A 25,490-nucleotide genomic window follows, 5' to 3' on the forward strand; every position below is an offset into this window, starting at 1 on the left:
TTTAGAACCTCACGCCTAAGGTCAGATCAAACGCAGGATTACCACCCCAGGTGCCGTTTTCGTAGGTGTCTTTGGTAATGTACATCAGACCAACATCGACGAAGATGTCGCCATGAGTAAAGAAAGCATTGCGAGGTGGAGAAAGCTCAATACCGGTTCGAACCGAGATTTTCTGCTTGTTTTCTACAAACTGAAATCCAGATCCCGCATAAATGGAAAGCCAGTCATCAGTAATGGCGTAAAGGGCACGCGCTTCCGCACCAAAACCCTGAATGGAGAAATCGCTGCTGCTGTCGAAATTGCGGAAGTAGTTACCAATAAATGCAAAGTGTGCTTTTTCCGACGGACTGTGCCCGCTGTAGTATCGGACAGAAATGTCGGTGACGTTCTGAATGTCTTCGCCTTTATTAGAAGTACCGGCGATACCAATGTAACCAAGAGCGACCCCGAACCCGCTCTCCTTGACACTCTTCTTTGCTATCTCTTCCGGCGACTCCTTCAGGTCGAAGTTTCCCGTCCACACCACTTCGTTATTTTTGGTGCTCACCAGTGACATGGTAATGCTGTGTGTGTCTTGATTCAGCGGGGCGCGCCATGAAAGAAACGCATCTACCCGAATTTGCTTACCGAGCTTTCTCAGTTCGTCGTTGCTGGCTAAACCGTGCTTATATCTTACGTTCGACGCAGACATCGCCACTTGAGTCTTGCCACACTCAATACAGCTTCGCACCTTCAGTCCATTGTCTTTCATCTTTTTAGTCAGGATGGAAGAGAGCTTAAGCAGTTCGGTTTTTTCTTTTTCAGTGACGGCTTTTCCTTCGAAATAAAGGGAAACGCTTTTGATTTCTACCAGTGCTTTGTTATCGAGTATTTCAAACCACAGGTCGTCTTGTTCTAGAAATTCTTCGACGGTTTGTGCTTCGTTATTATCGGAAGAAAAAAGCTCGTTAAATTGTTTCGCAGCAGTGAAAGGAGAGTGGATAAGCAGGATTGTACTTGCAGCAAGAGAAGTCAGTTTCTTCCACACAATGAAGCTCCATTTGGTCGAATTTGAGTTGAGCGACCCTGGAAGCTGATGTGGAAAAAGAGAGTCCCAATTTTCGCGGCTTCATAAGGTCACTGAGGGTGACTAAGGTATTGTGAAAACCCTTGGGGTTCGGTGCAATAAAGCCGCGGCTAGAAAATTAAACGTATGCTGTGCTTTGTTTAGTGTCTGGGTGAATTTTGGAGATTTATGGGGGAGGTCGGAGGTCGTTACCGCGCAATGAGGCGATTTCGACCTTCTTCTTTCGCTTGGTAAAGCAGATCGTCTGCGTCACGGATAATGTCTTCCAAAGACTTGCTCTGGTCGCCGCAGCTCACCCCAATACTTACGGTGAGATTAATTCGCTGGTCTTCGTATTGAACCGCTGTTTTTTCAATGCGCTGACGCATGTTTTCTAATCGGGTCTGGAACTCTTCGTAATCACCACAATGCTGAATACAGAACTCTTCTCCCCCGAATCGGGCAGCAATTTCATTCTTAAAGTAAATAGAAATAATCTGAGCCACTGTGACCAGTGCGCGATCCCCGCCGTCATGTCCGTAGGTGTCGTTTACCTTCTTAAAGAAGTCGATGTCTATCATGGCAACATTGCGGTTATCGCAGCATTTAGTGCCGTTTTCGCCAAACAGGTAGCGGCGGTTCCATAATCCGGTGAGAGCATCTTGGTTAGCTATTCGATACAACTCGTCGGTGGCGTCTTTCATATCCAATATGTGCTGAACCCGACAGTAAAATTCTTCCTGGTTGAACGGCTTATACAAGAAGTCATTTGCGCCCGCTTTCAAAAATCGAGCGGTCATGGTTCTGTCGTTGTTTCCAGATAGCCCCAAAATAGCTAGGTGGTTTCTGTCGTACTGGTTGCGGATCTCACGAGTCATGGTAATGCCGTCTTTATTTGGCATGTCATGATCGGTGATGATCATCGTGATATCAGGGTTTTTCGCCAGAACTTCCATGGCCTGCTCGCCATCTTTAGCTTGCAGTGTATCGATATACTGATGTTCCAGGAGGTAGACGACATGGTTGCGGACGGTCACTGAATCGTCAACCACCAAGGCTTTATGAGTGTGATTTGCCATCAGGCGTTTCAGTAAAGGGATAAGATAAGAAACGGAGGCACTGCTGTCTTTGGTGATGTAATCCAACACACCTTTTGCGATAACACTTTCACGAATGTTCTCGTTAAATTGCGCAGTCAGGACGATAGCACGGACTTTGTGCGACAAGACAAGATCGATCACTTCGCCGTCGGGACCATCCGGCAAGCAATAGTCCAATACAGCGCATAGAAAGTTAGTATCATGTTTTATTATGTTATTGGCTGCTTCCAGCGATTCTGCCAGAACGACCTCAAAACCAATTTGTCCAAGTTGTGAGTTGAGATAGTTGCGAAAAGCGCGGCTATCCTCGACAACCAAAATCCGATTTAACACCAGAGCTCCAACTTCTTCTTTTTGATACACGTTACCCGTTTGTTAAGTTTAATCACAAAAATGAGTACTTCCATTAAAAACTGGATTATTTCCACACTGGTAAAAAGGTTGAGACATATTCCAAATATGATTCAGCTTTATAATCAATCATTTTCAAAGGGCGGATTTCTTTCTGGATCACAATCAAAATTCTTAGGTTGAAGGCTAAGCGAATCTTGACTACTGACATGAGCTGTCAGCAGAGCGAGCACTCAGCTCATCTTTGTACTGTGAAAAGAGCATGAGTTTTATTATACTGACTTTATATACAGTGTTTTTTGTGCTTTGAGTGATAGCCATGTCAGTAGATACGACGAGGAAAATCATCCATGTTGATATGGATTGTTTTTATGCCGCCGTTGAAATGCGCGATAACCCTTCCTATCGTGGTCGTCCTCTGGCCGTTGGGGGAAGCGAAAAACAGCGCGGCGTGCTGAGTACCTGCAATTATGAAGCGCGAAAATTCGGAGTGCGTTCTGCCATGCCTACGGGGCAGGCACTCAAGTTATGCCCCAATTTGTTAGTGGTTCCCGGACGCATGCAAGTTTACGTAGAAACATCCCGCAAGATCCGCAGTATTTTCGAACGATACACTCAACTGATAGAGCCTCTGTCACTGGATGAAGCCTATCTGGACGTGTCGGAGTCCAACGTTCTTCACGGTAGCGCCACATTAATTGCCGAGGCAATCCGATACGATATTTGGCATGAGCTGAAGCTAACGGCTTCGGCTGGTGTTGCCCCCATCAAGTTTCTGGCGAAAGTGGCGTCTGACATTAATAAACCGAATGGTCTGTGTGTCATTCCACCTGAGAAGGTGCAGGAGACCATAGATACACTGACGCTAGATAAGATCCCTGGGGTTGGAAAAGTGACCCTGGAAAAACTTAATAATGCTGGCTTTTACACTTGCCTGGACATTCGTGAGTCCGACTATCGTGACCTTTTGACTCGTTTTGGCAGATTAGGGGCGTCGCTTTGGAAACGAAGCCATGGCATTGATAACCGGAATATTGAAACAGAGCGCGAACGGAAATCAGTTGGGGTAGAGCGAACCTTTTCACAAAATATCAGTACCTTTGATGAATGCTGGCAGGTGATTTCTGAAAAGTTGTATCCGGAACTGGAGCAGCGACTGGTAAAAGCATCACCGGATAAATCCATCATTAAGCAAGGCATTAAAATGAAGTTTGCCGATTTTCAGCAAACCACCATTGAACACATTCACGGTGAACTGGAGTTGGAAGATTTTCGGGGCTTATTAGAAAAAGTACTTCAACGCCAGAAAGGTCGTGAGATTCGATTACTCGGGTTAAACGTGATGCTTAAACCCGAGCAGGAGGCGCGTCAGCTCAGTTTCTTTTAGAGAGACTGTTTTAAGTGATTAAGCACTTCACTAAATGGCGTACTTTCTAATTTCGCGAAGCCTTCCATTTGCCTTGCTTTGACGCTGGTGGACTCAGGGGTCGCAATACCACAAAGGAACCTAGCCAAAGCCTGAGGAGTTGCCGAGCCTCTCGTTGCCTTTAAGTAAGGAGCGATCCAATGCTCAATATTTGTGGAATCAACAGGAACTGGCTCTGCTCCGGGCAATTGAGCGACTCTTCCTTCACAGACCGAGCAATGACCACATTCCGCTGGTGCGTTTTCATCGGCAAAGTAGGAGGCAAGTTGATAACTCAGACAGCGTGACTCTTCAAAAAACGCTACCATAGTTCGTATACGTTCTACCTCACTTAGCTCTTTTTGCTCAAACAGGCTATGCATCTGATGAGCGAGTTCATTTGGAGCAGATTGTGTATTCAGCACTCGGTACACATCGGTGGCTTGTTTGCTTTCCAACTCAATCCATCCGTTTTCATGGAAGTAGTCTAAGGCAGACACTACTCGGCTTCGCTCGGCAGAGTATCCTTGCCAAAGCGCATCAAAGTCTAAGGTATGCCACGTCTTGGCCTTTGGCGAGCACTGGAAAATCGCTTCTACAAATTGTTTTCTTTCGCCCTGGAAACGAGCACAAATCTGTTGCTGTTCCATATTCAGCTTAAATCGATAGTCTGCAAAGTAACTGAATCTTGGCTCAATCACGCCTTGCAGTTCCAGATACACCAACAGAGTCTTAAGTGGCAACTGACGAATATTGGATTCTTTAGAAAGACGGTTGAGCATAATGCTCCACTCACTTCCGCTCTGGTAGATCTGTTCTATCACTAACTGAATGGAATTGGCGTCGGGTGTGTCGCCGTAAACGAAATTCTCCAGAATGGTCAGTCCAGATTTGTCTCCAAGTAAAATGCAGTCAGAGTGTTGCCCATCCCGACCTGCACGACCAATTTCCTGCGAGTAATTCTCTATCGATTTAGGTAAATCAAAATGAATCACTCGTCGAATGTCAGATTTATCTACGCCCATACCAAAAGCGATGGTTGCCACAATGCAAGGAACGGCACCCGTCATAAAGTCGTGCTGGATGCATTCTCTGTCTTCACTTTTTAAACCCGCATGGTATGCCAGCGCGTTAATACCATATTCGCGCAGATAACTGGCGACTTGTTCTGCGGAGTTTTGCAGTGTGACGTAAACAATCGTTGGGCTATCAGACTGGCTGTGAAGAATATTCGTCAGCTTGTCCAAACGCTCAGACTGAAGGCAGGGTTGAATGTCCAGTCGCAGGTTGGAACGGTAGAACCCGGTCACCGTTATGTGCTCTCGCTGGATATTGAACTTAGATTGCATATCCTCGATGACTTTCGGCGTCGCGGTCGCGGTCAGCAAAAGTACTTGCGGGATATTCAGGGATTTTTGATATTGCGGCAGTTTAAGGTAATCAGGGCGGAAGTTGTGCCCCCACTCCGAAATACAGTGCGCTTCGTCCACCACCAACATGGAAATCGGCACTTGCGAAATGAATTGTCTGAAACGTTCGTTTTTCAGTCTTTCCACAGAAATCATTAAGATCTTGGTGGTCCCGTTTCGTACCGACTGCATAATGCGTTGTGAGGTTTCTCTGTCTTGCGTTGAATCGATAGACTCGGCGGCTATGCCTTTGCTCTTGAGAAACTGAAGCTGGTCTTTAATCAGGGCAAGCAGTGGAGAGATAACCAATGTCAGGTGAGGTAAATGCAGCGCAGGCAATTGATAACACAGTGATTTACCTGAACCCGTTGGAAAAATAGAGGCACTGGAGTGTCCCTGAAGTATGTGAGTAACCACTTCTTCTTGACCATTTCTCAATGAATCAAAGCCAAAAACCTGCTGCAAACTTTGGCGAACAGCCTGATCGACCATCTAAAACTTCCCCTATGAGTATCAGTGCGAGTATTCTAGCAGTTCATTGGAAACCATAATCAAAAGAATATGAACAAGTCTGAACTCCGACAGGCATTTCTGGTTGAATTGCAACGCACTCATCAAACCGCGTACAGCGCTGCGCAAACTGCCATTGATTCTGCGACAGATGAAGAAACCGTGCCCGAACACAAGTACGACACTCTGGCACTGGAAGCGGCGTACCTGGCGCATGGCCAGGCTCAGAGAGTGGCTGAGTGTGAAGAAAATATCCGCTTGTACTCAGAACTGATCTTGCGTGAGTATGACGAAGATACACCGATAGGCATGACGGCACTGATCCAACTTGAAAACCGAGAAGGCACAACTTTCTGGTATTTTATCGGTCCTTCTGCAGGTGGAATGAGCGTTGAGCTTAATGGCGAACCAGTTGCTGTTGTGACTCTGCAAGCGCCTCTTGGACAAGAATTGAAGGGAAAATACTTGGGAGATGAAGTGTCTCTGCAAGCGGGACACCAGCGAACCGAATACGAAATTGTTTCCCTTATATAACAAACTACTGACATTTTACTCACTCACTTTGCTAACTTGGGCGAAGTAGTGGTCGATGTTGAGGTGACTATGTATAAAAAATGGATAGGATTGGCATTGCTGACAATGAGTACTTACTCACATGCGTCTCAATGCGAAGTAGATGTAGAAAATGAAGTCCATTTGGACGGACATGAAGTCGAAGTATATCAACAAGGTCAGGCGAAAGTTCTGATCGACAAAGACAACAACGTATTCATTAATGGAGAAAAATTGTCACTCAGTGAGTGGCAAGCTCAGGCAGTGGACACTTACCGCGAAAAAATGAACGAGTACGTCCCAAGAGCCAAAGACATTGCCAATAACGGTGCTGATCTGGCAAAAGACATTGTGGATGACGTCAGTGCCAGCTTTGACAATAGCGAAGCGTTTAGCAATGTGAAATCCGCTATTGATGATTTCTATTCAGAGCTCGAGTCACGTTACTATCAGGAAGGAGAGTTCATCCTGAAGGAAAATGCATTCAAAGATGCCTTTAGCAATTGGAAGAAAGACTTTGAAGGTGCCATGCAAACCTTTAATGGTGAGTTTTTCTCGAGCGCTTTTTCGGCGTTGTCGGAAAAAATGAAAACCGACGGTGGCATTAACTTTACCGAAATGCAAAAACAGATGAGTGCTCTTAAAGATTCTTTAAAAGAGAAAATCCAAGGACAGTCTGAAGAGATTCGTAAAGAAGCACAGCAATACTGTGACCAACTGAAAGACGTGGCAACAGAAGAACAGAAGCTGCATGAGAAGATTCCAGAGCTAAAAGATTATCCGGTGTTCTTAATTTAGGTATGTATTAAAGTTAGGTATGTATTAAAGAAGGGGAGCCGATGGCTCCCCTTTGTGTTTGAGTTCGTTTTACTTGCCTGCGTTCAGTTGGTCTAGCTTGTTACCAACAGGGACAGAGAAGTTGAAACCGTCGTGCTGATCCCAGTTAATGGACCAGGTCATCACGCCACCGAAGTTCGGGTACAGTTTCGCCGGAACAACAGAACTACACTTAGTGCCCTTAATCAGACAGTCCAGAGCGTCGTAGATGTTTTGAACCGGAGCCTGACCAGAGTTCGCGCTGCTAGGTCCAGATGGCAAGCCAATGGCTACCTGATCGTCACGCAACGGAGCAAACTGAGAACCGTCCGCCAGAGCAAAGCCTTCCACCAGCATCTTCGCTGAAGCCACCATCATATCGACAGAACCTTCAGGCGCTGCACCTGGCATGTAAGGGTTAGGTAAACCGCCATTGTTGTAGAGCTGTACGTGAAGCAGGTCTAGCGTATCGCGTACTTGGTCAATGACCGGAATATACGCACCCCAGATACCCGTGTAAGCGACCATTCCGCCCTGTACATAAGGGTGTTCAGGTGCCATGGTCAGGTACATATCTCCGCCTGTATTAGCTTCAATAGCCTTCAGAGCACGACCGAGACGAGCCTGAATTTGGGAACCATGAACAAGGTTTGACCCGCTTTCTAAGTCTACATCTAGGCCATCAAAGCCCCACTCCTTGATGATAGCGGTCAGGCTGCTGACAAAGTTAGCTTCATCCTGATCTGTGTTAAGAGTGATGGTGCCTTCTGCACCGCCTAGAGAGAGAACGAAGATCTTACCTTTCGCCTGTAGCGCTGCCATGTCCTGCTTGAACTGAACAGGATCCATTGCAGGGCAGGTGCTGTGAATGTCGCCAGAGTAAAGGTTAAAGTGGACCGTTCCGTCGCTGTTGCGATCATTGTCTGCGAACGCGATATCAATGATGTCCCAACGCTCAGACATATCCGCTAGACGAATTGGGCACCCTGAGCCGTTAACGAAGTTGTGCCAGTAACCAATCAGGTTATGTTTTTTCGCTACCTGTTCAACAGCGCTCACTGTAACACCTGACGATACTGCACTGTTGCCAGCCGAATCTTTCGCAATAACCGTCAGTGTGTAGCTACCAATTGCTGCCGGAGTCCAGTTTGTGCTGTAAGGCGCAGTAGTATCTGAAGCAATGACGGAACCGTTCACCAGGAAATCAACGCTTTGGACTGTGCCTGTCAGGCTGGTGGCGTCAGCGCTTACTAGTGTTGATTTACCCACTCCTACCACACTGCCGTTTGCAGGCGCTGTTAAGCGGGTAACAACAGGCTGATCGCTAACAGTAACCAAAGCCGAAGCTTCACCCGTTGAACCACCGTTGTCTGTTGCGACGGCTTTGACCGTTGTCTCGCCAACAGCAGTTGCAGACCAGTTCACAGTGTAAGGCGCTTGAGTATCAACACCGATGCTGGTGCTGTTTGCGAAGAATTCAACTTGCGTCACTGTGCCGTCTGCATCAGATGCATTGGCGCTGACAGCAACCGTGGATCCTGCGAGGATGACGTCACCTGTCGCTGGTGCAGTTAGTGTTACTTCAGGTGCCGCGCTGCAAGCGCCTAAACCTGTCCACGCTTCCTGCCAGTGAGCTCCTACTCCAGGTTCATACGCCCACGCGGAGCTTGATGAACACCATCCAGCTTGGTCACAACGGTATTTCTGGTTATTGTTTTCAACCAGATCGCCGTTTGAGTAAGCTGTCCCAGCTACGTATGGAACAGCATCGGCACAACCACCAGAAGACCCTGAATTCACGTTAACTGTGACTTCCTGACTAGCGGTAGACTGGTTGTCATTGTCCGTTGCTTTAGCGGAAACAACGTGCGAACCCGCAACGGCTGTCCAGTTGTGCTCAAATGGTGCGGTGGTGTCTGTTGCAACCAAGGTGTTATCAACATAAAACTCGACTTTCGAGACAGAGCCATCGGTGTCAGAAGCGTTAGCTGCGATAGCCAGCACATCACCCTGAACTAAGGTTTCTGAGCCTGTCGGAGACGTCAATTGAATGCTTGGCGGAACCAAATCACCCGCAGGGCTTACGCTGATCTGCACGGTGGCTTCGTTTGTTGCGCCCAGATTGTCAGTTGCAACAGCAGAAATGGTGTGGCTACCTGTCGTTGTTGTCCAGTCCAGAGTGTAAGGAGCGGCAGTTACAACACCCAGGCTTACACCAGAAAGGAAGAATTCTACCTGTGCGACATTTCCGTCAATGTCTGATGCGTTGGCTTGTAATCCGATTATCTGCCCTGTGGATAGCTGAGCATTGTTCAATGGGGAAGTGATGGTCACTTCTGGCAGTGCATTATAACCACTGCAAGCCCCTAACCATTGCCACTCCTGCCAGTCACCAGAATGGGTAGCCGGCGATTTTCCTTGCGACCACCATCTCGCTTGATAAGCATTGTTTTCAAACTGGACCTTTCCATCTGTGGAATAGGTTGTTTCTGGTTGCCAAACTGGCAAAGCAGTACAGTCGACCGTCGCCGCCTGTACTGAGCCAGCAAGGCTAAGAGCGGACAGAATAGCGCCGCTGATAATTGTCCTTTTCATTTCTTCTCCCGTCATAAAAATGGGGACTGACTGCTCCCCCAGAACTAAAGTGCTTCAATCTACAAACGCAAAAAGCACGAATCTTTCCCTTATTAGATGGATTTTTAAGCAATGTCATTGGTAGGGTTTTGAATTAATTGCAAAACTAGATGGAATATCACAGAGAAATATTCTGCTAACTGGCTATTTCAACAGCTTTACGAGGCATCTCACTTTATTGAAAAGGTTGTTTCTATCTGATGAATAGCCCGTTCTTTTTTACTAGATGAATCGTTTGTTTTGCGAGCTGTTAGCTGGTTAATGATACTGCTATCTCTTGTTATTTGGCGTTGAAAACACTATTGTACTAGTCAACTAGTTCAAAGGTGTGTCAGTAACGAAGTATGGCAAGTACAAGAGAGAATTTTGGGTCGCGTTTAGGGTTTGTTCTAGCAGCGGCAGGAGCAGCGGTAGGGCTTGGAAACATTTGGGGTTTTCCTACTCAGGCAGCAAGTAATGGTGGTGGCGCATTTTTAATGGTCTACCTCATTATGATTTTGGTTGTGGCATTTCCAATGCTTGTGGTCGAAATGGCGATAGGCAGGCACGGTCAGGCTAACCCTGTCGACAGTATGAAGTCGTTAACAGCTAACCCGGTTGGCAAAACCGTTGGTGGGTTAGTCGGCTGGATTGGTCTCAGTGTACCAAGTGCTGTTCTGGCGTTTTATTCCATTGTAGGCGGTTGGTTGATCTGTTTTCTTTTAGGTGCCATCGCTGAGTTATTTGGATTTGTCTCGGCGGCGGAGTGGTTTAAAGGATTCAGTGTAGAACGTAACCTTTTTGGTACCATCACCTTTTACGTTCTTACCATTCTGATTGTTCAAGGTGGTGTAAAACAAGGTATTGAGAAGTGGTCTTCTCGTCTGATGCCTGCGTTGTTTATTCTCTTTGGTCTGCTGTTCATCTATATCATGATGCAATCCGGAGCGATGGAAGGTCTGAAACACTATCTGATCCCAGATTTTGAAAAAGTGTGGGACAGAAAACTGATTCTTGCAGCAATGGGGCAAGGCTTCTTCTCGTTAACCATTGGTGGTTGTTCAATGCTGATTTATGGTTCTTACCTGAGTAAAAAAGAGAACCTGCCTAAAATGGCGATGAATGTAACGCTCGTAGATACCGCCGTGGCATTTATTGCCGGTCTTGTTGTGATGCCTGCGATGTTTGTTGCTATGCAGAAAGGGGTGCAAATCTACGCGGAAGACGGCTCTCTTCTGAGCTCCGATACGCTTGTGTTTACGGTATTGCCTTTGATGTTTGAAAGCCTTGGTCTTCTTGGTCAGATCTTTGCCATTATTTTCTTCTTATTACTGACGATTGCGGCACTGACTTCTTCAATTTCGATGCTTGAATGCCCTGTCGCACTGGTAAGTGAGAGAATGGATACAGGTCGTAGCCTGACAAGTTGGGTGCTTGGCGGATTAATCGCACTCTTTAGTGTGGTGATTGTCTTTAACTTTGGCGACCTGTTCGGTCTGGTGGCTATGGTGGCAACGCAATATCTTCAGCCGACAGCAGCTCTTATGTTCTGCTTATTTGGTGGCTGGGTGTGGAACCGTCATTCCAAAATTAAGGAACTAGAGCAAGGAAACCCAGACTTCCAGTTAGGTTGGTTCGGTAAGATATGGCCTGCTTATGTGAAGTTTGTGTGCCCTGTTCTTGTTGCTACAGTCATCTGGGCTTCATTCGGTTAATAGAAATTGAAAACGAAAAAACGCCGCTCAAGTTGAGCGGCGTTTTTTTATCTGAACTGACCTGCGTCAGGTAGAAACTCGAAACCAGCCGTTGCCAGTCTCGCTTCCAGTTTGCTTTTATCGATGTCGAAGAAAACGACCAGCTTGTCAAGATCGCCACCGAAGTCATCGCGAAGTTTCATGTTCACGATACTCATCAGCATGACCGGATCCATATTTTCGTAATTCGATAAGTTCATTTAAGCATCCTCGAAATCGGAGATCAGGAGATTCGCTGCCGCAAATGCTGCTTTTTCACGAACGTCTTTTGGAAGGTTAGAGTCTGCTGCGATGTCATTGAGTGCTCGAATAGAGCAAGCGATGGCTTTAGGCACATAAGCTTGGTCACCACTGCCTATCTGCGCATACATTTCACGAATCATTTCGCAACAATCGAATACTTTCATAACAACTACCTAGAAAAAGGAAAACTGCGGTCAATATACATAGTTACCCTAGTGACCTCAATATACAAAAAAACAAACTCAAAACATGAGTTTGTTTCAGCGCAAGATGGGGAACAGGTTGGTGCTTATTTAAGCGCTCAATTAGGAAGAATAAAGCTCAGGTGGCTCCGCAATGAGGGAACAAAGCCACCTGAGAAAACTTAACGTTGTACCTGAGCTTCGAGTTGTTGCACAAGCTCTTCAGCAAGACCAAGCTGATTAGCGAGTTCTTTGAGATAACTCTTTTCCATAAAGTTCTGATCATCGACGACCAGAAGCGATGCTAAATATACTTCAGCTGCTTGTTCTTTGTGGGAAACTGCCAACGCAATTTCAGAAGGATCCAGAGGCTTATTCAGCTCGGCTTGAACGAACTGTTGAACCGATTCGTCCGCACCTAATTCAGCAACGGCTTGCTGGATCTTTTGTTGTTCATCAGCATCGACATGACCATCGGCTTTCGCTGCGGCAATCATGGATTTCAAGATCAAAATACTGTGTTGATCTTCTGAAAGCTGAGGAACGGAAGGGGGTGGGGAAGTATTCCCTGACTGGCTTTTCTGCCAGTCGTTGTAAACTTTAAAAGCAAGTGCTCCAAGGGCGGCGGCGCTTCCTACTCCTAAGGCTTTCTTCCCCATTTTGCGGGATTTTTTGGAACCCATTAGCAAGCCGATTAAACCACCTCCTACTGCACCAGCTCCTAATGTCGCTAATTGGCTTTTGTCTTGCCCAAACTGCTGCGCACTTTTACCGAGACTTTGCGCAGTGTTCCCTAGGCTTTGACTACCTTGCTTTAACACATCAGAATTCAGTGCTTGGTTTAACAGACTTTTGAGATCCATACTCACCTCCGCTTTAAAGGACTGAGCCAGAGTACGCCCGGCAATATGAATGAAAGATGAATATGAATCTGTGAGGAGCCAGAGAGTGGAATCAGAAATAAAAAAAGAGCAACTCAGTTGCTCTTTTTTGGGTTAAAAACTGTAGAGAGGAGTTAAACCAGCTGACCTTTAACGTGGTCTACAATATCTGCCATGGCTACAGGTGTTTTGTCACCTGTGCGGCGGTTTTTGTATTCGAAATTGCCTTCGTCCATGCTACGGTCGCCAATCACGATAGTGTGTGGGACACCAACCAACTCCATATCAGAGAACATGACGCCAGGGCGTTCTTTACGATCGTCAAAGAGTACTTCAATACCTGCTGCGGTTAATTCAGCGTACAGTTTTTCAGCGGCTTCTTTCACACGCTCAGATTTGTGCATGTTCATAGGAACGATAGCTACCTGGAATGGTGCAATCGCGTCTGGCCAGATGATGCCGAACTTATCGTGGTTCTGTTCGATAGCGGCAGCAACAACACGTGTTACACCAATACCGTAACAACCCATCTCCAGGATGACGTTTTTGCCATCTGGACCAAGTACGCCACAGTTCATCTTCTCAGAGTAGTTCTTACCTAACTGGAAGATATGACCGACTTCAATACCGCGCTTAAGCTGAATGGTACCTTGACCACATGGGCTAGGGTCGCCTTCAACTACGTTACGCAGGTCTTCAATCTGACCAAGCTCGACGTCACGACCCCAGTTGATACCGAAGTAGTGTTTATCATCAATGTTTGCACCAGCGCCAAAGTCACTCATTACGGCAACGGTACGGTCAACAATGAACGGAAGTTTTAGACCTACAGGACCAAGTGAACCAGGACCTGCGCCAATCAGTGCACGAATCTCTTCTTCTGTTGCCATTTCAAGTGGAGAGGCAACCTGCGCTAGATTTTCAGCCTTGATTTCGTTTAGCTCATGATCGCCACGAATGATCAACGCGATGATATCGGCGTCTACTTCGTCAGAGGCTTTCACGAACAGAGTTTTCACTGTCTTCTCGATTGGCAGTTCAAACTGCTCTACCAGCTCAGCGATGGTTTTCGCGTTTGGTGTATCGACCAACGTCATTTCCTGAGTCGGTGCTGCTAGCTCGGTTGTTGGAGCTAGAGCTTCTGCTTTTTCGATGTTCGCTGCGTAATCCGACTCAGAAGAGAAGGCGATCAGATCTTCGCCACTTTCTGCCAGTACGTGGAACTCGTGAGAACCATTACCACCGATAGCGCCAGTATCAGCAAGAACCGGGCGGTAGTTAAGACCCATACGATCAAACGCTTTGCAGTAAGCATCATGCATAGCGTCGTAAGATTGTTGCAAACCGTCTTTATCAATGTCGAAGCTGTACGCATCCATCATTGAGAATTCGCGTGAACGCATAACACCAAAACGTGGGCGTCTTTCGTCGCGGAACTTGGTCTGAATCTGGTAAAGGTTCAGCGGAAGCTGCTTATAGGAGTTCACTTCGTTACGCACAAGGCTAGTGATCACTTCTTCAGCTGTAGGGCTAAGTACAAACGGACGTTCATGGCGGTCAGTAAGGCGAAGTAGCTCAGCGCCCATTTTCTCGCTGCGCCCTGTCTCTTCCCATAGTTCAAACGGCTGTACAACGGGCATCAAAGTTTCAACTGCACCTGCATTGTTGATTTCTTGACGAACGATGTTTTCGACTTTACGCAGTACACGAAGACCAGTAGGCAGCCAGGTATACAAACCTGAAGCCAGCTTACGGATCATACCTGCACGTAGCATGAGCTGGTGGCTCACTACTTCTGCGTCGTTTGGGGTCTCCTTCAGAGTAGAAAGAAGATAGTTACTGGTACGCATTCAATTTATCCGTTTATTAAAGTTAGCTACTCAAGCCAGAATGGGCAGGAGTAAAGAGTCCCTATTCAGGGAGGTTGGGGCTGTCAGCCCGAATCAAGCCGCTTATGATATCAGCCAAATGTGATTGTCAAAAGTGTTCAATTGCCCGAACAAGCACTAAGTTGTTGCTGACCGAAAATTTTACATTCAAATCGAACAAATTTACTGCGTATTCTTTGCTATCCGGCTTGTTTTTCTTGTAAGCCGGTCTCGGATCCTGTGCTAACACTTCGGTTATGACATTCACAATTTGAGTGCGATTCGGGTGTTTATCCAGTGCCTCGTATGCGGCAGGCAAAAAACTGACCTCTAATTTACTGGGCGCTTGTTCCGCATACCCTCCCGTTGCGTCAGGGATAGAATCGGAATACGGAATATACGGTTTGATATCGATGACAGGTGTGCCATCTACCAAATCAACACTGCCCAGATCCAAATAGACCTGTTCACCTTCTTTTACAACCCCTTTTAATTTGACCGCTGACATGCCAATACCGTTTGGTCTAAATGTGGCTCGTGAGGCGAATACCCCGATTCTTTCATTGCCCCCTAACCTTGGAGGGCGAACCGTTGGCTTCCAACCTGCGGTTAAATTTTGGTCAAACAGAAATAACAGCCAAATGTGGCTGAATTGCTCAATATCTCGAACAGCTTCTGGAGAATTCGCTTCTCCTGTTAATTTGATTCGTGCTGTTGAACTTGGCGCAAGCCTTGGCTGACGAGGCACAGCAAACTTTTCTTTATAGGGAGATTCTATAAAACCTATAGGAACGATGGAGTGTGTCATGAATGGGAATCGGTGCTCAAAACAGAGTAATTAAGCTGACGATATCATAAAAAATACTTGCAATCTTAAGTGATAATCGTTATCAATATGCACTGTTATAACATAACACTAAGTTTTTCGGAGTTAACTTAAAATGAAACCGGGTATTCATCCTGAATATAGAACTGTCGTATTTCATGACACGAGTGTAGATAAGTACTTTTTGATCGGCTCGACGCTGCAAACAGATCGCACGATCGAATGGGAAGACGGTAATACTTACCCATACTACACCTTGGATGTTTCTTCTGAGTCCCATCCTTTCTACACAGGCAAACAACGTGTGGTTAATAAAGAAGGTCGTGTGGCTAACTTTAACCGTCGCTTTGGCGGTATGACTTCTAAGAAAAAAGAAGAGGCAAGTGAATAATGAAAGTACTAAGTTCCCTAAAAAGCGCTAAGCAGCGTCACCCAGACTGCCAGATTGTTAAGCGTCGTGGACGTGTTTACGTGATTTGCAAAACCAACCCTCGTTTCAAAGCGGTTCAGGGAAAGGTTAAGAAGCGCAAGTAAGCAAACCTTTGTGTAGGTCGTTTAAAGTTTTAAACGATAAACGGCTTAAAAAATCGGTCTCAGATATCTTTCTGAGACCGATTTTTTTATGCCTGAATTTTACCCGGACGTTCTGTAGCGGTTGTGCACCATTTTATAAGAATCTAATTCATTCATTTCGAACAACATTTCTATTGAATTTATACCGTTCGCCGCTTCGTGAAAATTGGTAGGTAGAAGTGTGCAGAGTTTCATAATTGTGTATTTGATATGTCGTAAAGTATAAATATTTTGGAGTATTTGTTTAGATAAAATCGTGAAACTGGTTTTAAATTTGTTACAGATTTACCATTTGTAACATTTATGACTTTAAATTACTCTCCATGTAACGTAATCTCCGCCTGCTTTTTTGATAGGTACGTCAAACAAAGCGAGGAATTACTACAAGGAGGGAACAGATGAGTTCATCTGCTTCAAATACACAATATCCACCTAAAAAGTCGTTATTTACACGTTTTCTTGATGGTGTGGAATATTTGGGGAATCTATTGCCCCACCCAATCACTCTATTCGCTATTTTCTGTGTTGCTATTCTGGTTATGTCCGGTATCGCAGGGTACTTTGAAGTCTCTGTTGTCGATCCGCGTCCAGAAGGAGCAAAAGGTCGCTCAGCAGATGGCATGATTCAGGTTGTCAGCCTGCTGAATGCGGAAGGCTTGCAGTTAATCGTAACTAACCTTGTGAAAAACTTTGTTGGTTTTGCACCGCTAGGTACTGTATTGGTAGCTATGCTTGGTGTCGCGATTGCTGAACATTCTGGTCTACTTTCTGCAGCAATGCGCGGCATGGTAATGGGTGCTTCTAAACGCATGGTAACCTTCACGGTTGTTTTTGCCGGCATCATCTCCAATACCGCTTCCGAACTTGGTTACGTTGTTCTGATTCCACTGGCAGCGATGCTATTCCACTCTTTGGGTCGTCACCCATTAGCGGGTCTGGCTGCGGCATTTGCTGGTGTATCTGGCGGTTACTCTGCGAACCTGCTGATCGGCACAGTTGACCCACTTCTTTCAGGTATTACTGAAACAGCAGCACAGATGATCGACCCTACTTACACAGTAGGACCTGAATCAAACTGGTATTTCATGTTTGTTTCTACTTTCTTCATTGCCATCACGGGTGCTTTCGTAACTGAGAAGATTGTTGAGCCTAAGCTAGGCAAATACAATTCTGAAGAAGCGTCTGAAGATCTGTCTAAAGATGAAATGGGTAAACTGACTGCTCAGGAAAAGAAAGGCCTGAAACTTGCTGGTCTTGCAGTTCTTGTAGTGAGCGGTTTACTGGCGTGGACTATCGTTCCTGAAAACGGTGTACTTCGCAACCCGGTTACAGGTGAAGTAGCTGGCTCTCCATTCCTGAAGAGTATCGTAGCGTTTATCTTTGTTTTCTTTGCAATTCCAGGTTTTGTTTACGGCAAAGTCGTGGGCACAATGAAAACGGATCGCGATGTGATTGATGCCATGGCGAAGTCTATGTCTTCTATGGGCATGTACATTGTGCTGGTGTTCTTCGCGGCTCAGTTTGTTGCTTTCTTTAAGTGGACGAACTTTGGTCAGGTATTCGCAGTTGCGGGTGCAGACTTCCTGCAAAGCATTGGTCTGACAGGTCCTATGCTATTCTTCGCCTTCATTCTGATGTGTGGTTTCATCAACCTGATGATTGGTTCTGCTTCTGCTCAGTGGGCGGTAACAGCACCTATCTTTGTTCCAATGTTGATGCTGGTTGGCTACGCGCCAGAAACCATTCAGGCGGCGTACCGTATTGGTGACTCGACCACTAACATCATCACTCCAATGATGAGTTACTTTGGCCTGATCCTGGCGGTTGCAACGCGCTACATGAAGAACTTGGGCATCGGTACGCTGATTGCGACCATGTTGCCATACTCAATCTGCTTCATCATAGGTTGGAGTATCCTGTTCTACGCTTGGGTATTCGTATTTGGCTTGCCTGTTGGACCAGGTGCAGCAACATACTATACGCCTTAGTCGTTAGATGATTAAAGAAAGCCGAAGCTTATGCTTCGGCTTTTTTGTTTTTAATCGGTATAGAAATGGTGAACGGGTCCGCGACCGTTTCCTACTTCCAGTTCATCAGCATGAGCAATGGCTTTCGTAATGTAGTTTTTTGCCATGCTGACAGCCTGCTCCAAAGGCTGACCCTGAGCCAGATAAGAGGCAATCGCAGATGAAAGCGTGCACCCAGTGCCGTGAGTGTTTTTGGATGTGTGACGTTTCGCGCTGAACCGCGATATCTTTTGGGAAGTGATGAGTAGATCGGTACTACTGTCGTCCGTCTCTAGATGACCGCCTTTCAATAAAATGTTTAAAGTGTCAGTGGCTTTTAATGCATCGGTCATTGCTACCATATCGTCTTCATTATCTGGAAGGTCTAACCCAGTTAATACTGCTGCTTCAGGTAAGTTTGGAGTGATCAGAGTTGCGAGAGGAATCAATTCTTGCTTTAGGGTTTCAACCGCACTGTCTTCTAATAATTTATCCCCACTGGTTGCAACCATCACTGGGTCGACAACCAAATATTGAGGCTGGTACTGACGTAATCGACGAGCGACTGATTTGATGATCTGAGTGTCGTTCAGCATGCCCACTTTCACTGCAATCACATTGAGATCGCTAAATACCGAATCGAGCTGTTGTTCGACAAACTCGACTGGAACGGAATGTATACCTGACACTCCTTGAGTATTCTGAGCTGTCAGAGCAGTGATCACCGAACACGCATATCCCCCCGTAGCCGAGATAGATTTGATGTCAGCTTGGATGCCTGCACCACCACTGCTGTCTGAACCAGCAATCGTTAGCACAATAGGTGGAGAGGGTTTAAACATGGTGACTCCTCTTCAAAGACGCTCATTTGAAGTAAATGATAAAACTAATATAAAGCGATTCTTAGAAAATAAGAAGACTATTATTTGACCAGTTTTGAGGTTGTCAAAGCATAAGACAATGCGACTGAGTGAGTACCAAGAGCTATAGCCGATACTTCTGTAGAATTGGCTTGTATACCGTTTTAGTGAGAAACGACAGTACTCCCCACACTAGCCTTTTGTAGGGATTGAGATGTCGGGTGTATACGTAAGAATATTCAATTTCTGGTTTGGCTCGTCGGTTGGTTTTGAAATTGGGGGCACCTGAGCTCATATTGAAATTGAGATTTCTTTCTCTGGCATATTCAATTGTGAATATCGATATTCGACGATAAAGCCCCACTTTTGATGGCTTCTTGACGTCATATCCAAATATCGGGCAAGTCATGTCTCCGTCGATTACAACAAGACCTAACGTAGCCACCATTTCATCTTGATAAAACAACCCTAATAACGTAACCAGTTCGTGTTGAACAGCGTGATACATATATTCGGCTGAAAACTGAATGTTGTGCTGGCTGTACTTATCGAGATACAAAGCGTCATACAACTGCTTTGCCTGACGGCATTCATCCTGAGTTTTCAATAGCCTGAACTGCCAGCCTTTCTCTTCTAAAAGCTTTCTATCCCTTTTAATGTCAGTGCTAGGAATGAAACTTTGCCAATCACAATGCAAGTACACTTGGCGAGTCGCGACAGCTAGCCAGCCATCGCGCCTCGCATTTTGAAGGATTGAACTATGCTGCACGTTGTTTAACGATCGCAGGAGCAGCGCTTTGTCAGGGTACGCTGCGATTGCTTTTATTCTAAGTCCACTAAGGTGAATGGTATTCCAGTGTGAACTGTACATATTGGTAGAAAGGCATTGATTGTTGAGTATTTGGACCTGATTCAGCCCAGCCCATTCCAATGGTTTGGTCAGAGCCTTTAACAGTATAGAACTGAGTATTCTGAGCAGGGGATTCTGAAGCTTTGGCAGTTCGTCTTCACCGTACCCAGAAATCAATGTCAGAGGCGAAACCGCATAACAGTTGTTGTGCACTGGCAAAGAAACCGTGGCTGGAATGAACACACTGTTGACGTCGTAGTTTATGAATTTGGCGTTGCACTGCTGAATCATGTCTGGTTCAGCCATTAATTTTAAAAAGCGCTGGTGCCATTCATTCGACGTTAGCATGCATTCTCCCCATCCCATTCGATGTCGAAAGTCGTTGCAGCGGAGAGGGTACGCTTTTGCTTAATCGCGTTATAAATCAGCTCAGAATGCACAAACAGTGGTGCCAAGCCTGAAATTGGATAGCGTTTACAATCGATAGCGCAACGAGTAGTGCGGTAATCGTGCCAGCTTTTCTTCGAGGTCAGAGTGCTAAGTCCATCGGATAACAGCATGACCGAACCTAAATGTTTAGGAGCAGATTTGTGATTAGATGACCGTATAAATCCATCTTTCCCCCAATCTATTCCTTCTGCCACAAGGTGTAAGCCACTGGTTGCTCTTGGGTTGCATTCGATTACATATAGATCGCCTTCATCTTCCATAAAATCGAAAGAAGCTTGCCCGTGAAATTGGTGCCGTTCTCCAAACGCTTCAAGAAAACGTTGAATTCGCTTATCTGCTATCGGTTCAAAATAGGAAGCAGCCGATTTATTCAGGCAATAGCGTGGTAAGTAGCTTTGGTGAGCAATGAGCTTTCCGTGCGAGAAAAGAGCGTACAGACAAATGGCTTTTCCTCGTAGCTTTTGTTGTTGAACCCAGGGAATACGGTCCGATACTTCGATGCCTGAAATCGCCTCTTTGGTAACGTCTCTGATGATCTCCTCGCCAAAGCGAGAGTAAACAGGTTTGAGTATGATCTCTGGGCTTATTTCAATCTGCTGCTTTGCCATGACCACATTTGTAGTGGGAAGCTTAATTTCAGGAAGCCCTTCCAGAACCTCAAAAATCCGCTTTTTATTGTGAAGAGCATGCAGCAGATCTAAATCAGCCAGAACCCAATCGACATCAGGTCGCTCAGCTTTTATCTGTGCAAGGTAAAACACTTCTTCACAAGTAGGAATCACCATGTCGATGTTGTGAGCATCAATGATTTGTAAGACTGCATTTTTGTAGTCAGAGAATGCCTGCCTTGGTGGCGGAGTTCGCAGATAACCTTGAGTACCTTTTAAAAAGCGAGCTAACGGATAGCGGCTGCAATCGGTCATGAACACCTGATGACCCTGACGCATTAATGCGCGCGCCCAGTCGACAGCTACAGGTGCTCTGGCTCCGGTAACTAAAACTCTTTTCGTATCAGACATATTGGTTTACCACTCTTCGCTGTTTATTCGCTGGTGTCCAGTCGGGCGGGGCACCAAATTTAAAATTCACTTCATCAAGCTGAAGAGTTAGAAATAGCTGCTTCAGCGAGTTGCAAATTGCTTCATGCCACTTAGAGTCGCACTCAATGGTTACTTCACTTCGTGCAGATTGTGTGATTCGGTAATCAACTCGTTCACAGCAATTTAAGGTGACAGCGCGGTAAATCAAATCGGGTAAAACAGGTGTTGGCATAGAGTTCCTCGGCAGAAGAAGTTTGTCTCCACTTCTGCCGGCAATTGCTCCAATGGGTTCGAAAATGCCTTCGTCTTCTTTGGCTTCTATGATGTCATCCAGTTGGTATCGAATAACGGGTTGGGTGCGCCTCCGGAAGTCGGTAATGATAGGGCTATAGTGTGTTTTTTCTTTGTTTAACCAGTGCTTTTCGATGTAAACAATGTCCTGATTCCAGCGCATTTGACCATTGTTGTCGGTGCAGCCTAAAAAGCCTTCAGTGCATTGGTAGACTTCGTGCAAATCAGCGTTGAACCGGTTTTCGATAAAAGCTCTATCAGATGGTGTGAGCACTTCTGCTCCGGAAATGATGCGTTGTGGGTTCATTGCCGGTAACCCAAAAGTACCGCTGAACTCTGCACACAACTGCAATGCCTGCGCACTCCCTACCAAAAGCGTGGGCTGAAATTCATCGAGCTCTTTTATCCATTCATCGGTTGGCTTCATCAAATCAGCGAAAAAGAACTGGATAGGGCCTCGATTTATGGTGCTATAAAGTGGGCTGTTGGCTCTGAGTGCAAGTGCGATGCGGTGTTTTTGCCAGATATTCGGTAAGAGTTTTCCGAGAATGTTACCTGCCCACATTTGCCTTTCATGGTTATTTGCAAGAAAAAGCCCACGCTGCCCTGACGTACCGGATGAAAGCCCGATGGTAATATTCCCAACTTTGGATTGATTAAACTGGCGTGAAGATTCTGCCTCTAGCGCCCGCGACATAAGGTCTTCACCTTTTAGCCTTTCCGTGTTTATTTTCGACAGGTTTTCCATCATGAAACTTTTGTTTATGACAGGAAAAGCATCCAGCGGCAGCCCTTTCAGTGGCGAGTAAAGAGGGGAGTTATCGCACACCCAGTTCAGATGACGTTGCAATCGGTTCTGTTGCCAGTCTTCTACTTGTTCTCGGGATTTAAATTTTGGGTAGCGAGCCTGAACGTAATGGCGAAGAAGGGTGATCATGATATCCACCCTTCTGCTTTGAGGCGATTAATGGTGTCAGAGCAATGAGATGGAACCAGTTCGACAACATCGCTTAACTGGTCATGACATTTTCTGAGTTCGTGCAGGATTCGCTTATAGGCTTTCACATCATCACACAGCATATTGGCAAGCCAGTGTTGATCAATTCGGTCTGAAAGGCTTTCAATCAACCAGCATGCATCAGCCAGCAAAAACACCCACTTGCTTTCCAGCCTGGCAAGCAAGCCGACTTGCCCGGCAGCGTGACCGGGAAGGTCGACCAGATACATCGAAGCGTCACCAAACAAATCCAGACAATGCAAATCAATCCCCTTTGCTTGAGGGAAAATAGTACTCAGTGGAATAGAATAGTCTGAATGAAACTGAATGTTCTTTTTGACGTGCTCAGGAAGGAGCTTTTTTAAATACCCTTTGCGAACCCCACCCATACGGCTTGAATGTACTAGAGCATCAAGACCTCGCGGATCACAGTGAACGGGGCAATGTTCAAACTCACTGATAGCCGCGATGTGGTCGGCATGAAAGTGAGAAAGCACCACATGTTCAATGTGACTTTTCTGAATGCCTTCTTTTTCAAACTGTTCAAGGATGCCATCTCCTTGATTGAAGTGACAAGGTGTTGTCCACGCGTAAAATCGCTCTGGGAATGGTCGGGTCTGCTTAAAAAATTCCTGATGGTAACCCGTATCGAACAGGACGTATCCATGCTCTGGATGATGCAGCAATGCCACTGCCGCAGGAAAGGCTCGCGGTTTCAAACCACTGCCCGGTTTCACCACAAAGCCTGGGTGAACGCAGTGACCGCCTTCATACAATCTGATTTTCACGCCAACTGACATAACGTTGAATCCCTTCTTTTATTGATATTTTGGGTTGGTATCCGAGTAGTGCTTTCGCTCGGTTGATATCCAGAGTCTGATGATAATGGAATAATCCAGCGGAGTAGCGCGTGATTTTTGGCTCTGGTCGATTTGGAAGTTTATCTCTGACCCATTCACTGAACGTCAGGATGGATAAAAGAATTGGATACGGTAGCCTTTTCATTTTTATCGTCATGTTACTTTGGCTGAAAAGCTCAGACAAAATATGTTCGACAGGCATAGGTTGATCATTGCTGATGTTTAAAAGGGTACCTGATTCGATTCGTTCGGCTTTTTCACAGCTCAACAAAGCCGCTTCGGCAACGTTATCTACGTATGTCAGATCCAGAACCGGGTTGCGACTTGAAGGCAGCAACAGAGTTTGCCCCCTAATAGCGTTCATTACCCTTGGTACTATGGCTCGGTCGTTAGGACCAAATATGCCTCTTGGTCTTAAGATGACACTGTGAACAGGAGAAGATTGCACAAGCTGTTCTGCCTGGTACTTGGTCTTCGCATAGTCGTTACAAAACTTGCTGGCAACTGAGTCAGACTCTTTAATTGACCAGCGATCGGTTTCATCAAAATAGACGCTGGTGGTGGAGATGTGAATAAAGGTTTTAACCTGCGCTTCCGTAGCCGCTTCTAGCAGGTTTTGTGTGCCGGCAACATTCGCCTGATAGAACTCTTGGTAGGTTCCCCAAGGGCTAGAAAGCGCAGCAGTATGAATAATGGCATCCACATTTTCACATGCCGCTCGCAAAACGGCTTTGTTGGACAAGTCCCCAATATGAGCCGTTACCCCATATTTTTGAGTGAGGTTTTCTGCTATGGTTTGATTTCTTCCAAGGAAAGACAGATCGTGTTGTTGGTGGTACATACGCAAGATAGCACTACCCAGCATGCCTGTTCCCCCAGTGACCAATATTCTCATAACTCTATGACTCCCATTCCTAAAGAGAGACCAGCGGCAGAGCCAGCGAGCAAAACCTTTTCACCACTTCCCGCTTTCTCTAGGCGAAGTAAGTGCAGGTTAATGGGGAGTGATGCGGCCACCTGATTGCCTAATTCACGGAAGTTGTTGACGATTTTTTCCGCGCTAAAACCGGTGAGTTTCGGCAGCTTTGCCATGCCATGATGACTGGCTTGGTGCGGAAGAAAGTAAGCAATGTCGCTTTGGGTAAGCCCAGCGTTGGCTATTCCACGTTTCAAAAACTCAGGCATGACGTTAACAATATGTCTGAACAGGGATTTACCATCCATTTCAAATTGGCAGGCAGCTAGGTATTCAGAGTGAGAGACTTTATGTGGATTGACATGGCTGCCACCCCCCTTAATCTGGCAACATTCATAGCCTTCATGATGTGTTTCGAACAATGCGCCGTGCAAGCCATAACTGAGCTCCGAAGCCTCCAGAAGGTATGCGGCCGCTCCGTCTGAAAATAGGGTTGCCACTTCAGGTTTGGGCTTTCTGAACTTGTTTAAGGTGATCCCAGATCCCAGCTCACTTGTTACGACCAAAACCCGTTGATGACGTTTAGCCGCAAAAACACATTGGGCATAATCGAGAGCAGACAAAAATGAAAGACAGGTGCTATTGATGTCTAAACTTGTGATTGAAGGTGGGGCTTTGAGCTCTGCCAATACCGCGGCAGCATCATAGGGTAGTGATTGATGGTGGGTGCCACTGGCATAGATGAGTAAATCGATGTCAGAAAGCGAATAAGGACTCTGTTTTAAGCACTTAAGAATGGCTTGTGTTGCCATGAATATTGCGCTTTCTTGTCCTGATGCGATATAGCGCTTTTCTACTGCGAACTTTTTCTTGCTGGTTCCCTTACTTAAACCCAGGTAGACATCAAAGTCTTCCGCGATCCATGGGTACTCAGGGAGATATATGTCACTCGAGACAATCCTAAAAGCCATATTGTTATCCAACTTTCCATTGCTGTTCTTTTTATAGTAATAAAACAGTGTTCAAAATAAAAGAGCCTTTGACGGATAAATTATCATCAAGAAAGTTAATATCAGATAACTATTTGTTATT

At 45.9% G+C, this 25,490-nt stretch carries 23 protein-coding genes; 7 read left to right on the plus strand and 16 right to left on the minus strand.

Features of this window, described 5'->3' with window-relative positions:
- Position 1 precedes the first annotated feature (1 nt).
- Positions 2–1,027 (minus strand): porin family protein, encoded by a 1,026-nt coding sequence (locus INR79_RS04265; RefSeq protein ID WP_223096134.1) that lies wholly within the window; start codon positions 1,025–1,027, stop codon positions 2–4.
- A 227-nt stretch (positions 1,028–1,254) separates the two neighbouring features.
- Positions 1,255–2,478: a diguanylate cyclase gene (locus tag INR79_RS04270; RefSeq protein WP_004403064.1), complete on the minus strand. Its 1,224-nt coding sequence runs from the start codon at positions 2,476–2,478 to the stop codon at positions 1,255–1,257.
- A 337-nt stretch (positions 2,479–2,815) separates the two neighbouring features.
- On the opposite strand from INR79_RS04270, the gene dinB reads away from it, so the two are divergent.
- Positions 2,816–3,883, plus strand: a complete 1,068-nt coding sequence (gene dinB, locus INR79_RS04275; RefSeq protein WP_022604687.1) for a DNA polymerase IV — start codon at positions 2,816–2,818, stop codon at positions 3,881–3,883.
- On the opposite strand, the gene INR79_RS04280 is transcribed toward dinB, so the two are convergent.
- Positions 3,880–5,802: an ATP-dependent DNA helicase RecQ gene (locus INR79_RS04280; RefSeq protein WP_223096135.1), complete on the minus strand. Its 1,923-nt coding sequence runs from the start codon at positions 5,800–5,802 to the stop codon at positions 3,880–3,882. The two genes, dinB and INR79_RS04280, sit on opposite strands and share 4 nt — an antisense overlap.
- Before the next feature lie 69 nt (positions 5,803–5,871).
- On the opposite strand from INR79_RS04280, the gene INR79_RS04285 reads away from it, so the two are divergent.
- Both INR79_RS04285 and INR79_RS04290 read left to right on the plus strand, forming a co-directional pair.
- The gene (locus INR79_RS04285; RefSeq protein ID WP_022604676.1) at positions 5,872–6,354 is read left to right on the plus strand and encodes a transcription elongation factor,GreA/GreB; all 483 of its coding nucleotides are present in this window, start codon (positions 5,872–5,874) and stop codon (positions 6,352–6,354) included.
- 69 nt (positions 6,355–6,423) lie between these two features.
- Positions 6,424–7,170 (plus strand): YggN family protein, encoded by a 747-nt coding sequence (locus INR79_RS04290; protein WP_038141969.1) that lies wholly within the window; start codon positions 6,424–6,426, stop codon positions 7,168–7,170.
- A gap of 69 nt (positions 7,171–7,239) precedes the next feature.
- On the opposite strand, the gene INR79_RS04295 is transcribed toward INR79_RS04290, so the two are convergent.
- Positions 7,240–9,783, minus strand: a complete 2,544-nt coding sequence (locus tag INR79_RS04295; protein WP_223096137.1) for an Ig-like domain-containing protein — start codon at positions 9,781–9,783, stop codon at positions 7,240–7,242.
- A gap of 383 nt (positions 9,784–10,166) precedes the next feature.
- On the opposite strand from INR79_RS04295, the gene INR79_RS04300 reads away from it, so the two are divergent.
- Entirely contained in the window at positions 10,167–11,516 is a 1,350-nt protein-coding gene (locus INR79_RS04300; protein WP_004402226.1) for a sodium-dependent transporter, read from the plus strand.
- A gap of 47 nt (positions 11,517–11,563) precedes the next feature.
- On the opposite strand, the gene INR79_RS04305 is transcribed toward INR79_RS04300, so the two are convergent.
- The 5 genes from INR79_RS04305 to tsaA all read right to left on the minus strand — a co-directional run bounded on the left by INR79_RS04305 (position 11,564) and on the right by tsaA (position 15,537).
- Entirely contained in the window at positions 11,564–11,755 is a 192-nt protein-coding gene (locus tag INR79_RS04305; RefSeq protein ID WP_022549881.1) for a DUF4250 domain-containing protein, read from the minus strand.
- A complete protein-coding gene (locus INR79_RS04310; RefSeq protein WP_022549882.1) occupies positions 11,756–11,962 on the minus strand; it encodes a YaeP family protein in 207 nt (68 codons plus the stop codon). It lies immediately after the preceding gene.
- A gap of 200 nt (positions 11,963–12,162) precedes the next feature.
- A complete protein-coding gene (locus INR79_RS04315) occupies positions 12,163–12,843 on the minus strand; it encodes a tellurite resistance TerB family protein (RefSeq protein WP_223096139.1) in 681 nt (226 codons plus the stop codon).
- Positions 12,844–12,995: 152 nt separating this feature from the next.
- Positions 12,996–14,711 (minus strand): proline--tRNA ligase, encoded by a 1,716-nt coding sequence (locus INR79_RS04320; protein ID WP_223096141.1) that lies wholly within the window; start codon positions 14,709–14,711, stop codon positions 12,996–12,998.
- Positions 14,712–14,838: 127 nt separating this feature from the next.
- On the minus strand, positions 14,839–15,537 hold the full coding sequence (gene tsaA / locus INR79_RS04325) for a tRNA (N6-threonylcarbamoyladenosine(37)-N6)-methyltransferase TrmO (RefSeq protein WP_022591679.1): 699 nt from the start codon (positions 15,535–15,537) through the stop codon (positions 14,839–14,841).
- Positions 15,538–15,670: 133 nt separating this feature from the next.
- Here tsaA and INR79_RS04330 point away from each other — a divergent pair, with 133 nt between their 5' ends.
- The 3 genes from INR79_RS04330 to INR79_RS04340 all read left to right on the plus strand — a co-directional run bounded on the left by INR79_RS04330 (position 15,671) and on the right by INR79_RS04340 (position 18,116).
- Positions 15,671–15,946 carry a type B 50S ribosomal protein L31 gene (locus INR79_RS04330; protein WP_004401615.1) on the plus strand — a complete coding sequence of 92 codons (276 nt, stop codon included), beginning with the start codon at positions 15,671–15,673 and terminating at the stop codon, positions 15,944–15,946.
- The gene (gene ykgO / locus INR79_RS04335) at positions 15,946–16,089 is read left to right on the plus strand and encodes a type B 50S ribosomal protein L36 (RefSeq protein WP_004401614.1); all 144 of its coding nucleotides are present in this window, start codon (positions 15,946–15,948) and stop codon (positions 16,087–16,089) included. Before INR79_RS04330 ends, ykgO begins: the two co-directional genes overlap by 1 nt.
- Positions 16,090–16,526: 437 nt before the next feature.
- On the plus strand, positions 16,527–18,116 hold the full coding sequence (locus INR79_RS04340) for an AbgT family transporter (protein WP_004401612.1): 1,590 nt from the start codon (positions 16,527–16,529) through the stop codon (positions 18,114–18,116).
- A gap of 50 nt (positions 18,117–18,166) precedes the next feature.
- On the opposite strand, the gene thiD is transcribed toward INR79_RS04340, so the two are convergent.
- The 7 genes from thiD to INR79_RS04375 all read right to left on the minus strand — a co-directional run bounded on the left by thiD (position 18,167) and on the right by INR79_RS04375 (position 25,369).
- Positions 18,167–18,976 (minus strand): bifunctional hydroxymethylpyrimidine kinase/phosphomethylpyrimidine kinase, encoded by an 810-nt coding sequence (gene thiD / locus INR79_RS04345; RefSeq protein ID WP_223096143.1) that lies wholly within the window; start codon positions 18,974–18,976, stop codon positions 18,167–18,169.
- Positions 18,977–19,118: 142 nt separating this feature from the next.
- Entirely contained in the window at positions 19,119–20,192 is a 1,074-nt protein-coding gene (locus INR79_RS04350) for a GNAT family N-acetyltransferase (protein ID WP_223096145.1), read from the minus strand.
- Positions 20,186–21,313, minus strand: coding sequence for a carboxylate--amine ligase (locus INR79_RS04355; RefSeq protein WP_223096147.1), 1,128 nt, complete (start codon positions 21,311–21,313; stop codon positions 20,186–20,188). The genes INR79_RS04350 and INR79_RS04355 overlap by 7 nt, the downstream gene beginning before the upstream one ends.
- Positions 21,306–22,562 carry a F390 synthetase-related protein gene (locus tag INR79_RS04360; protein ID WP_223096149.1) on the minus strand — a complete coding sequence of 419 codons (1,257 nt, stop codon included), beginning with the start codon at positions 22,560–22,562 and terminating at the stop codon, positions 21,306–21,308. The genes INR79_RS04355 and INR79_RS04360 overlap by 8 nt, the downstream gene beginning before the upstream one ends.
- A complete protein-coding gene (locus INR79_RS04365) occupies positions 22,559–23,422 on the minus strand; it encodes an MBL fold metallo-hydrolase (protein ID WP_223096151.1) in 864 nt (287 codons plus the stop codon). The genes INR79_RS04360 and INR79_RS04365 overlap by 4 nt, the downstream gene beginning before the upstream one ends.
- Complete coding sequence (locus INR79_RS04370) at positions 23,391–24,377, minus strand: NAD-dependent epimerase/dehydratase family protein (RefSeq protein ID WP_223096153.1); 987 nt, start codon at positions 24,375–24,377, stop codon at positions 23,391–23,393. Before INR79_RS04370 ends, INR79_RS04365 begins: the two co-directional genes overlap by 32 nt.
- Positions 24,374–25,369: a 3-oxoacyl-ACP synthase III family protein gene (locus INR79_RS04375; RefSeq protein WP_223096155.1), complete on the minus strand. Its 996-nt coding sequence runs from the start codon at positions 25,367–25,369 to the stop codon at positions 24,374–24,376. The genes INR79_RS04370 and INR79_RS04375 overlap by 4 nt, the downstream gene beginning before the upstream one ends.
- Positions 25,370–25,490 lie beyond the last annotated feature (121 nt).

It is taken from the genome of Vibrio sp. SCSIO 43132 (assembly GCF_019904195.1).
In the GTDB taxonomy this organism is placed as follows: domain Bacteria; phylum Pseudomonadota; class Gammaproteobacteria; order Enterobacterales; family Vibrionaceae; genus Vibrio; species Vibrio nigripulchritudo.

Bases quoted from the DNA above. Each gene is read 5' to 3' on its own strand.
- dinB (WP_022604687.1), top strand. From the start codon at position 2,816: ATGTCAGTAGATACGACGAGGAAAATCATCCATGTTGATATGGATTGT.
- INR79_RS04280 (WP_223096135.1), bottom strand. From the start codon at position 5,802: ATGGTCGATCAGGCTGTTCGCCAAAGTTTGCAGCAGGTTTTTGGCTTT.
- INR79_RS04285 (WP_022604676.1), top strand. From the start codon at position 5,872: ATGAACAAGTCTGAACTCCGACAGGCATTTCTGGTTGAATTGCAACGC.
- INR79_RS04290 (WP_038141969.1), top strand. From the start codon at position 6,424: ATGTATAAAAAATGGATAGGATTGGCATTGCTGACAATGAGTACTTAC.
- INR79_RS04295 (WP_223096137.1), bottom strand. From the start codon at position 9,783: ATGAAAAGGACAATTATCAGCGGCGCTATTCTGTCCGCTCTTAGCCTT.
- INR79_RS04300 (WP_004402226.1), top strand. From the start codon at position 10,167: ATGGCAAGTACAAGAGAGAATTTTGGGTCGCGTTTAGGGTTTGTTCTA.
- INR79_RS04305 (WP_022549881.1), bottom strand. From the start codon at position 11,755: ATGAACTTATCGAATTACGAAAATATGGATCCGGTCATGCTGATGAGT.
- INR79_RS04310 (WP_022549882.1), bottom strand. From the start codon at position 11,962: ATGAAAGTATTCGATTGTTGCGAAATGATTCGTGAAATGTATGCGCAG.
- INR79_RS04315 (WP_223096139.1), bottom strand. From the start codon at position 12,843: ATGGATCTCAAAAGTCTGTTAAACCAAGCACTGAATTCTGATGTGTTA.
- INR79_RS04320 (WP_223096141.1), bottom strand. From the start codon at position 14,711: ATGCGTACCAGTAACTATCTTCTTTCTACTCTGAAGGAGACCCCAAAC.
- tsaA (WP_022591679.1), bottom strand. From the start codon at position 15,537: ATGACACACTCCATCGTTCCTATAGGTTTTATAGAATCTCCCTATAAA.
- INR79_RS04330 (WP_004401615.1), top strand. From the start codon at position 15,671: ATGAAACCGGGTATTCATCCTGAATATAGAACTGTCGTATTTCATGAC.
- ykgO (WP_004401614.1), top strand. From the start codon at position 15,946: ATGAAAGTACTAAGTTCCCTAAAAAGCGCTAAGCAGCGTCACCCAGAC.
- INR79_RS04340 (WP_004401612.1), top strand. From the start codon at position 16,527: ATGAGTTCATCTGCTTCAAATACACAATATCCACCTAAAAAGTCGTTA.
- thiD (WP_223096143.1), bottom strand. From the start codon at position 18,976: ATGTTTAAACCCTCTCCACCTATTGTGCTAACGATTGCTGGTTCAGAC.
- INR79_RS04350 (WP_223096145.1), bottom strand. From the start codon at position 20,192: ATGCTAACGTCGAATGAATGGCACCAGCGCTTTTTAAAATTAATGGCT.
- INR79_RS04355 (WP_223096147.1), bottom strand. From the start codon at position 21,313: ATGTCTGATACGAAAAGAGTTTTAGTTACCGGAGCCAGAGCACCTGTA.
- INR79_RS04360 (WP_223096149.1), bottom strand. From the start codon at position 22,562: ATGATCACCCTTCTTCGCCATTACGTTCAGGCTCGCTACCCAAAATTT.
- INR79_RS04365 (WP_223096151.1), bottom strand. From the start codon at position 23,422: ATGTCAGTTGGCGTGAAAATCAGATTGTATGAAGGCGGTCACTGCGTT.
- INR79_RS04370 (WP_223096153.1), bottom strand. From the start codon at position 24,377: ATGAGAATATTGGTCACTGGGGGAACAGGCATGCTGGGTAGTGCTATC.
- INR79_RS04375 (WP_223096155.1), bottom strand. From the start codon at position 25,369: ATGGCTTTTAGGATTGTCTCGAGTGACATATATCTCCCTGAGTACCCA.